Genomic DNA, 8,870 nt, shown 5'->3' with positions numbered 1-8,870 from the left:
AGGCGGACGTAGCTGAACAGGTTCTCCGACCGATCTCCGCGCCCGCGCATCGCCTGATCCCACCCCTGCCTCTAACAGAGTGAATCATCTCCGCCACAAGCCTGCCAGCGACTTCTGCAGCAGCCTGCTAGAGCATTTTCTTCACGCGAGCCGGCATCCACCTCGCTTGAAAATGCTTTAGCGGGGGCGGCGCCGGCCCGTCGAGGGTCAGGCGAACAGGGCGTCGATGTCGTCCTGGGCGGTGGCAGGGCCGTTCGGCTGCGGGCCGTTCAAGAGCAGGCGCTGTGCGCGCTCGTTGCGCTCGGCCTCGGCCGGATCCTGGCCGGCCGCGTCCCGTGCCCGCACGGCGCTGGAGAAGCGCGCGAGCCGCACCTCGAACTGCTGCAGGGCGGCGACGACCTTGCCGATGCGCTGGCCGGTGATGTCCTGGAAGGCGCAGGCCTCGAAGATAGTGCCGATGCCGCTTTCGACCGCGTCGCGGTAGCCGGGCCCGTCCGGCAACGCCAGCATCGACTCGGCCGCCTCCATGATGGAGTTGGTGGCGCCAGCGGTCGCCGCCAGGACGTTGCCGAGCTCCTCGTGCGCCATCGGGATGCGGTCGTGCGTCAGCTCGTTGGCGCGCAAGGCCGCGATCTCGTCGCGTACGTGGGCGGTGTAGTCCGCGATCTCCATCAACTCGGTGACCATCGTCGCAGGGTTGATCGCCGCGCCGAGCGGTCTTTGCACACCCATCGTCAGCACTCCTCCGCGTGTCGTCCCCGAGTGGCCGCTCAGGCGCCGCAGACCGCTTCGATCTTGCTCTTCAAGGTGGCGGCGTTGAACGGCTTGACGATGTAGTTGTTCACGCCGGCCTTCTTGGCGGCGATGACGTTCTCGGTCTTCGATTCCGCGGTGACCATGATGAACGGCGTGGTGCGCAGGCCCTCGTCGGCGCGGACGTGGCGAAGCAGCTCGTAGCCGGTCATCGGCTCCATGTTCCAGTCGGAGATGACCAGGCCGTACTTGCGGCCCTTGAGGCGCGCCAGGGCGGCCGTGCCATCGGAGGCGTCGTCGACCTCCTCGAAGCCGAGCTGCTTCAGGAGGTTGCGGATGATGCGGACCATCGTCTGGTAGTCGTCGACGACCAGGATCGGCATGCTGAGGTCGAGGGCCATGGTGAAACTGCTCCGGTGTCTCCGAATCGCCGGCTCGGGTCGGCGTCGGTCACGCATTGTCGAAAGGCGCCGCCGCCGGCCGCACCTCATGGGTCCAAACCTAAGCCGGTTTGCCTTGCGAAGCGGTTAATCACGCGCCGGTCCAGCGCCACCCGGGGCGGCGACGCCCGAATACTGATGTGCGGGACACGAATGCCGTCCGAGCCCAAACGGCGCTGCGTCGGCACGCCCGTTCCCTCGCGATGAGCCGGCGCGGCCTTTACCGATGCGCCCTGACGCGAGATGACGGCCCCGCAGGCGGGCACGGCGCCCGGCGGAGACGCACGCGGGGGAGGCTAGGCCGCGGTGCGAAACAGGATCGGCACGCGATGCTCAAGGTCGTCATCAGCGAGTTCATGGACGAGGCCGCGATCCGGGCGGAGCTCGCCGGGTTCGAGACGCTCTACGATCCGACCCTCGTCGACCGGCCCGACGCCCTGCGCGCGGCGCTCCAAGAGGCGGCGGGGCTGATCGTCCGCAACCGCACGCAGGTGCGCGGCGACCTGCTGGCAGCGGCTCCCGACCTCAAGGTGGTGGGCCGCCTCGGCGTCGGCCTCGACAACATCGACCTGCCGGCCTGCGCAGCCCGCGGTATCGCGGTCCATCCCGCGATCGGCGCCAACGACGGCGCGGTGGCCGAGTACGTGATCGGCACGGCTCTGCTGCTGCTGCGCGGCGCCTACGGTGCCAGCGCGCAGGTGGCGGCGGGGGCGTGGCCGCGCAACGCGTTGATGGGGCGCGAGATCGCCAGCAAGCGCCTCGGCCTCGTCGGCTTCGGTGCCATCGCCCGCGAGACCGCCCGGCGCGCCGCGGCGCTCGACATGGCGGTCTCGGCCTTCGACCCGTACCTGACGCCCGAGGACACCGCGTGGCGCCCGGCCCACGGCTCGGTGGCGCGTGCCGAACTCGACGCGCTGATCGCTTCGAGCGACGTGCTCTCCCTGCACGTGCCGCTCACCGAGGCGACGCGGGGGATGATCGGCTCCGACGCGATCACCCGAATGCCACCGGGCGCGATCCTGATCAACGCCGCCCGCGGGGGCGTGGTGGACGAGCGCGCAGTCGTTGACGCGCTCCGGTCGGGCCATCTCGGCGGGGCGGCGCTGGACGTGTTCGCGGAGGAGCCGCTGGATGCTATGGGCGGGGCACTGTTCGCCGACGTGCCGAACCTGATCCTGACGCCGCACATCGCGGGCGTGACGCAGGAATCGAACGTGCGCGTCTCCGCCGTCACGGCCCGCGCCGTGCGGCGAAGCCTGGAGGGCTGAACCTCGCCGTGCCGCGCTGGCACCGTCGCGTAACGAATTCGTCTGTCCGCGCAGCGCGTCGCGACAAGAACCCTTGCGGAACACTTGACGAACGTTTAACGTGTTCGTGTTTTGTTTCTGCGGCTTCACCTTCGTGCGGCCGCTCTTTCTCGCGAGCTCGCCGATGCTGACCCGTAAACAGCTGGATCTCCTACGATTCATTGATGAGCGGATGCGCGAGGACGGCGTCCCGCCCTCGTTCGACGAGATGAAGGACGCCCTCGACCTCAAGTCGAAATCGGGCATCCATCGGCTGATCACCGCCCTCGAGGAGCGCGGCTTCCTGCGCCGGCTTCCCAACCGCGCCCGGGCGATCGAGGTCCTGCGGATGCCCGAAGGCGCCGGCCGCATGGCGGCGCCCGCCCCGGTGGCGGCGCCCGCCCCGGTGGCGGCGCCCGCGCCACGCCGCTTCACCCCGAGCGTGGTGGAGGGCGGGCGCGCCAAGGCGGTGCCGCCTCGGCCGACGACGCAGATGGTCGATGACAGCGGTCGCTCCGTGTCGATCCCGGTGATGGGCCGGATCGCCGCCGGAACTCCGATCTCGGCGATCCAGAACCAGAGCCACGCGATCACCATGTCGCCGGACTTCCTCGCCGGCGGCGAGCACTACGCACTGGAGGTCCGCGGCGATTCGATGGTCGAGGCCGGCATCCTCGACGGCGACCTCGTGGTGATCCGCAAGCAGGACACCGCCAACACCGGCGACATCATCGTCGCGCTGATCGACGATGAGGAGGCGACGCTGAAGCGCCTGCGGCGGCGCGGCTCGTCGATCGCACTGGAAGCGGCCAACCCCGCCTACGAAACCCGCGTGCTCGGGCCGGATCGCGTCCAGATCCAGGGGCGGTTGGTCAGCCTCGTCCGCCGTTACTGAAGCGTCTCCGCCGGCATCTCGGCGTCGGGGCCGTCCGCGGCCGGGTCGTCGGGCGCCGGTTCGGTCCGCGGATTCGGCGGCGCCATGCCCTGGAAAGGTACGTACTTCGGCTTGATCTCGCCGGGTAAAGGCGATTCTGGCACCGGCTGGTCGGCTGGCTTGGCCGGCACGCGGGCTTGGGCCGGTCGCCACGGCAGCGTCCGCCCCGGCTCGCGGGTCCGACTCACCGTGAAGCCGTCCGGCTGCAGGCGGATCGCCACCGCGCCGTGGGCGGCGAGGTAGGCGCGATCGATGACGAGGGCTGCGGCGCAGCCGGGCGGCGCGGAGAGCGGCGTGATCAACACCGCGGCGTTGGCGCAATCCTGGGCGAAGCCGCGGCGGTCCTTCAGGAGCGCCACCGCGCGGCCATCGGCGAGCCGTAGGACGCAACCGATCCGGTCACACGTAGCGCCCCCGGTCGCCTGCGCGCCGGTCCGGCCGTCGCCGTCGGCCTTCAGCCATTGCTCCAGCACGAAGTTCGACGGCTTGCCGAGGGCGACGAGGCTGCCGTCGATCCGGCGCACCGCGGCACCGCTGCCCTGGCGATCGACGTAGATTTCGAAGCGTGCCGGCGCCGTCGCGAGGCCGAGCCCCAGCAGCGCCGGCGGCAGGGCGAGCCAGCGCAGGCGCGAGACCGGCAGCGTCGCGAGCAGAAGCGCCGCGGCAAGGCACCCGAGCGCCCCGGTGCCGAAGGCCGGCACCACCACGTTGGCGCGCCCGAGCCCTTCGATCCATTCGGAGATCGTCAGCATCCCCCGCACTGCCAGGCCCATCAGCCACCAGACCGGCTGATCGAGGGCGAACGGGTAGGCGACGATGCCGAGCACCGCCGCCGGCATCACCGCGAGCGAGACCAGCGGCAGCGTGAGCGCGTTACCGATCAGCCCGAAAGGCTGCACCGTCTGGAAGTGGTAGGTCGCGAAGGGTGCGGTGGCGACCTGGGCCACCAGCGTCGTGCCGAGCGTGCCGACGACCGTCGTCAGCCCCAGGGCGATCAGCCGGCCGATCCGCCCGGCGCCATCGCGGCGGAACAGGCGCCCGTCGATCAGCCGGGCGCAGGCGATGAGGCCGGCCACCGCCCCAAACGACATCTGGAAGCTCGGGCCGAGCAGCCCCTCCGGCTCGTGCGCCAGCGCGATGAGCGCGGCGAGGGCGAGGTTGCGCATGCTCAACGCCGGGCGGTCGACCAGGATCGCGCCGAGCATGATCAGGGTCATGACGAGGGAGCGCTCGGCGGCGATGTCCCAACCGGAGAAGACGCAGTAGGCGGTGACGCCGACCATCGCCAGCGCCGCGGCGATCTTCTTGATCGGCCAGGCCAGCGCGAGGAACGGCACCAGCGCGAGCCCGGCCCGCACGAGCCAGAACACGACGCCGGCGGCCAGCACCATGTGGAGTACAGAGATAGAAACGACGTGATAAATTCCGGCCGCCCGCAAGGTGTCGTTGGTCGCCGGCGCGATCAGCCCGCGCTTGCCGGTCACGAGGGCGGCCGCGACCGCGCCGGCCTGGCCGCGGTTGGCGTCGGTGATCCGGCGGGTGAGCGCGTTTCGGGCGTCGTCCACCGCAGCCGCAAGGCGGAGCGACCACGGCACCGGCTCCGGCGGCGGCTTCACCGCGATCTTTCTCAACAAGGAGCCGACCGCGCCGATGCCGCGGAAGTAGGCGTCGCGGGCGAAGTCGTAGCCGCCCGGCCGCGCCGCCTCCGGGGGCGGTAGCAGGCGAGCGGTGGCGGCGATGAAGTCGCCCGGCCGCAAGGGCGGCGCCTTCTTGAACGAGACGCGCACGCGGACCGGGCGCTCGGCCGCCGACATCGTGCCGAGGCTCGCGACCCGGACCACGAGGCGGGCGCCCTCCTCCCGCTCCTCCAGCGACTCGATCAGCCCTTCGAGCGGGGCGATCATCGTGCGGGTCAGCACGGGCGCGGCCACCCGCGACACCCGCAGGGCGCTCGCCGAGAACCCGAGGAGCGCTGCGGCAAGCCCGAGCGCAATCGCCAAAGCCACCGGCCGACCACCGAGGAACGGCAGGGTCGCGGCGCAGGCCGCCGCCGCAGCGAGGGGGGCCCAGAGCGCGGGCATCCCGTCGGTGGCGGTGAAGAACACAAGGATGCCGGCGCCGAAGGCGACCGCGAGCCAGGGGAACAGCCGGCGCTGCTCGGCCTCGATCACAAGGCCGCCGACGACCCAGCCGCGCAAAGCCGGCCCGAGCACGGCGGGCGCGATGAAGCGCCCGAGAGCCGGTCCAGCGACGGCCCGTCCCGTCGATCGTACGATGTCCCGCGCCATGATCGGCACACCGGCCGGCGCGAGGCCGCTGCGCCGGAGCGGATTGTTAACGCATCCGCACGGGCGTGCTAGAGCGGTCGGAACTGGGTTCCGGTGCGGGTCCTCAGCTTTGCGTGCGTCTTCGCGGACGCCGAACCGCCTTTCCCTTCGCCGCGGAGCGATCTAGACGCGCGCAACCGGATCGGTCGATCCGCGCCGCGACCAGGGTGCTCCTCGCCCCTTCACCAAAAGATCCATCGTCCGATGTCGTCAGCCGTCGTCACGCGCTTCGCGCCCTCGCCCACGGGCTACCTCCATATTGGCGGTGCCCGCACGGCGCTGTTCAATTGGCTCTACGCCCGCCGGATGGGCGGCCGGATGCTGCTGCGAATCGAGGACACCGACCGCGAGCGATCGACGCAAGGGGCGATCGACGCCATCCTCGACGGGATGCGCTGGCTGGGGCTCGACTGGGACGGCGACGTGGTGTTCCAGTACGCCCGCGCCGAGCGCCACCGCGAGGTCGCCGAGAGTCTGCTGGCCTCAGGCAACGCCTATCGCTGCTACGCGACGCAGGACGAGCTGACGCAGATGCGTGAGCAGGCGCGGGCCGCCGGCAAGCCGCTGCGCTACGACGGGCGCTGGCGCGACCGCGACCCGTCCGACGCGCCGGCGGGGGTAAAGCCGGTGATCCGGCTGCGCGCCCCGAGCGAGGGCGAGACGGTGGTGGACGACGCGGTGCAGGGCCGCGTCACCTGGGCCAACCGCGACCTCGACGACCTCGTGCTGCTGCGCTCGGACGGCAACCCGACCTATATGCTCGCCGTCGTCGTCGACGACCACGACATGGGCGTGACCCAGGTGATCCGCGGCGACGACCACCTCACCAACGCGGCCCGCCAGAGCCAGATCTTTGCAGCGCTGGGCTGGGAGGTGCCGCGGATGGCGCACATCCCGCTGATCCACGGGGCCGACGGGGCCAAGCTGTCCAAGCGCCACGGCGCGCTCGGCGTCGACGCCTACCGCGACCTCGGCTACCTGTCGGCGGCGCTGCGCAACTACCTCGTCCGCCTCGGCTGGAGCCACGGCGACAAGGAGGTGTTCTCCACTGAGGAGATGGTGGCGGCCTTCGACCTCAAGGCGATCGGCCGCTCGCCGGCGCGGTTCGACTTCGCCAAGCTCGAGAACCTCAACGGCCTCTACATCCGCGGCGCAGCGGATGGGGACCTGGTCGACGCGATCGAGCGCATCCTGCCGAACGTCGGCCCGGAGCGCGGCCTCGTCGCCCCCCTCGCGCCTGACCTGCGCGAAAAGCTCGTCGCGGCGATGCCGGGGCTGAAGGAGCGGGCCAAGACCCTGATCGAGCTGCTCGACAGCGCCTACTACCTCACCGCCGCGCGTCCGCTGGTACCGGACGAGAAGGCTGCCGCCCTCCTCACCGACGAGGCCCGCGCACGCCTCGCCGCGATCCTGCCGGTGCTCGAGGCCCTGCCCGAGTGGAGCGCCGCCGCGACGGAAGCCGCGGTGCGGCTCTTCGCCGAGACCGAGGGGCTGAAGCTCGGGCAGGTGGCGCAGCCGCTGCGGGCGGCGCTCACCGGCCGCACCACCTCGCCGCCGCTGTTCGACGTGATGGCGGTCCTCGGCCGCGAGGAAAGCCTCGCCCGCCTCGCCGACCGGATCACGAAAAGCTGAGGCTTTCGCCGCAGCGCACGCGCGGCCCGGTTTTCGCTTGGCGTCGGGGCGTGGTTGTCATCCGCGCCGTTGCTGGCGCCCGGCCGATCCGCTAACCGGTGGGCCTGTGAGCACCTGCAGCAAAATGCAGGTGACTTCGGGTCCAGGGCGGCGCGGAGCCGAGCCTTGGGCCGGCACCGATTCGTTGCCAGGAAAGGGTCCACGTTCCATGAGCGCAGCCAGCACCATCACCGTGGACGGCAAAGAGGTCTCTCTGCCGGTCAAGAGCGGTACGATCGGCCCCGACGTCGTCGACATCGGCAAGCTCTACGCGCAGACCGGCGCCTTCACCTTCGACCCCGGCTTCACCTCGACCGCCTCGTGCGAATCGAAGATCACCTACATCGACGGCGACGAGGGCGTGCTGCTCTATCGCGGCTACCCGATCGAGCAGCTCGCCGAGCAGGGCGACTTCCTCGAGACCTGCTACCTGATGCTGTTCGGCGAGCTGCCGACGCCGGGTCAGAAGGCCGACTTCGACTACCGCGTCACGCGCCACACCATGGTGCACGACCAGATGAACCGGTTCTTCACCGGCTTCCGCCGCGACGCGCACCCGATGGCGGTGATGGTCGCCTCCGTCGGCGCGCTCTCGGCCTTCTACCACGACTCGACCGACATCACGGACGAGAGCCAGCGCATGATCGCGTCGATGCGCATGATCGCCAAGATGCCGACGCTAGCGGCGATGGCCTACAAATACTCGATCGGCCAGCCGTTCGTGTATCCGAAGAACGATCTCGACTACACCTCGAATTTCCTGCGGATGTGCTACGCCGTCCCGTGCGAGGACTACCAGGTTAACCCGATCTTTTCGAAGGCCCTGGACAAGATCTTCATCCTGCACGCCGACCACGAGCAGAACGCCTCGACCTCGACGGTGCGGCTCGCGGGCTCGTCGGGCGCGAACCCGTTCGCCTGCATCGCGGCCGGCGTCGCCTGCCTGTGGGGGCCGGCGCATGGCGGCGCCAACGAGGCGGCCTTGAAGATGCTGATGGAGATCGGCACGCCGGACCGCGTCGATCAGTACGTCGCCAAGGCCAAGGACAAGAACGACCCGTTCCGCCTGATGGGCTTCGGCCACCGGGTGTACAAGAACTACGACCCGCGCGCGCGGATCATGCAGAAGACCACCCACGAGGTGCTGAAGGAACTCGGCAAGAACGACGATCCGCTGCTCGAGGTCGCGATGAAGCTCGAGGAGATCGCCCTCAAGGACGAGTACTTCATCGAGAAGAAGCTCTACCCGAACATCGACTTCTACTCGGGCATCACCCTGAAGGCGATGGGCTTCCCGACCGACATGTTCACGGTGCTGTTCGCGGTGGCGCGCACCGTCGGCTGGATCGCGCAATGGGCCGAGATGATCGAGGATCCCTCGCAGAAGATCGGCCGCCCGCGCCAGCTCTACGTCGGCCCGACCAAGCGCGACTACGTCGGCATCAACGAGCGCGGCTGA

The 8,870-nt window shown here is 70.2% G+C and carries 7 protein-coding genes; 4 read left to right on the top strand and 3 right to left on the bottom strand.

Translation table 11 applies throughout. From position 1 onward, the window contains the following. Positions 1 to 207: 207 nt before the first annotated feature. Together FV226_RS09210 and FV226_RS09205 are read right to left on the bottom strand one after the other, a co-directional pair. Complete coding sequence (locus FV226_RS09210; RefSeq protein ID WP_246691538.1) at positions 208 to 732, bottom strand: protein phosphatase CheZ; 525 nt, start codon at positions 730 to 732, stop codon at positions 208 to 210. 38 nt (positions 733 to 770) lie between these two features. Further along, on the bottom strand, positions 771 to 1,154 hold the full coding sequence (locus tag FV226_RS09205) for a response regulator (RefSeq protein WP_147729619.1): 384 nt from the start codon (positions 1,152 to 1,154) through the stop codon (positions 771 to 773). Between the two features lie 368 nt (positions 1,155 to 1,522). Here FV226_RS09205 and FV226_RS09200 point away from each other — a divergent pair, with 368 nt between their 5' ends. Both FV226_RS09200 and lexA read left to right on the top strand, forming a co-directional pair. Next, a complete protein-coding gene (locus FV226_RS09200; RefSeq protein WP_147762669.1) occupies positions 1,523 to 2,461 on the top strand; it encodes a hydroxyacid dehydrogenase in 939 nt (312 codons plus the stop codon). 163 nt (positions 2,462 to 2,624) lie between these two features. Next, a complete protein-coding gene (gene lexA / locus FV226_RS09195) occupies positions 2,625 to 3,374 on the top strand; it encodes a transcriptional repressor LexA (protein ID WP_147762668.1) in 750 nt (249 codons plus the stop codon). Here the strand turns inward: lexA and FV226_RS09190 are convergent. Then, positions 3,368 to 5,701 carry a ComEC/Rec2 family competence protein gene (locus tag FV226_RS09190; RefSeq protein WP_147762667.1) on the bottom strand — a complete coding sequence of 778 codons (2,334 nt, stop codon included), beginning with the start codon at positions 5,699 to 5,701 and terminating at the stop codon, positions 3,368 to 3,370. The two genes, lexA and FV226_RS09190, sit on opposite strands and share 7 nt — an antisense overlap. A gap of 243 nt (positions 5,702 to 5,944) precedes the next feature. Here FV226_RS09190 and gltX point away from each other — a divergent pair, with 243 nt between their 5' ends. Next, entirely contained in the window at positions 5,945 to 7,372 is a 1,428-nt protein-coding gene (gltX, locus tag FV226_RS09185) for a glutamate--tRNA ligase (protein WP_147762666.1), read from the top strand. A 208-nt stretch (positions 7,373 to 7,580) separates the two neighbouring features. Further along, positions 7,581 to 8,870, top strand: coding sequence for a citrate synthase (gltA, locus tag FV226_RS09180; protein WP_147750515.1), 1,290 nt, complete (start codon positions 7,581 to 7,583; stop codon positions 8,868 to 8,870).

The sequence above is a fragment of the Methylobacterium sp. WL12 genome, assembly GCF_008039475.1.
GTDB lineage: Bacteria > Pseudomonadota > Alphaproteobacteria > Rhizobiales > Beijerinckiaceae > Methylobacterium > Methylobacterium cerastii.
Note: the sequence above shows the minus strand (reverse complement) of the source record. Positions and strands in the feature narration are given on the sequence as shown.

Coding starts and splice junctions, on each gene's coding strand:
- FV226_RS09210 (WP_246691538.1), bottom strand. CDS start 732: ATGGGTGTGCAAAGACCGCTCGGCGCGGCGATCAACCCTGCGACGATG.
- gltA (WP_147750515.1), top strand. CDS start 7,581: ATGAGCGCAGCCAGCACCATCACCGTGGACGGCAAAGAGGTCTCTCTG.
- lexA (WP_147762668.1), top strand. CDS start 2,625: ATGCTGACCCGTAAACAGCTGGATCTCCTACGATTCATTGATGAGCGG.
- gltX (WP_147762666.1), top strand. CDS start 5,945: ATGTCGTCAGCCGTCGTCACGCGCTTCGCGCCCTCGCCCACGGGCTAC.
- FV226_RS09190 (WP_147762667.1), bottom strand. CDS start 5,701: ATGGCGCGGGACATCGTACGATCGACGGGACGGGCCGTCGCTGGACCG.
- FV226_RS09205 (WP_147729619.1), bottom strand. CDS start 1,154: ATGGCCCTCGACCTCAGCATGCCGATCCTGGTCGTCGACGACTACCAG.
- FV226_RS09200 (WP_147762669.1), top strand. CDS start 1,523: ATGCTCAAGGTCGTCATCAGCGAGTTCATGGACGAGGCCGCGATCCGG.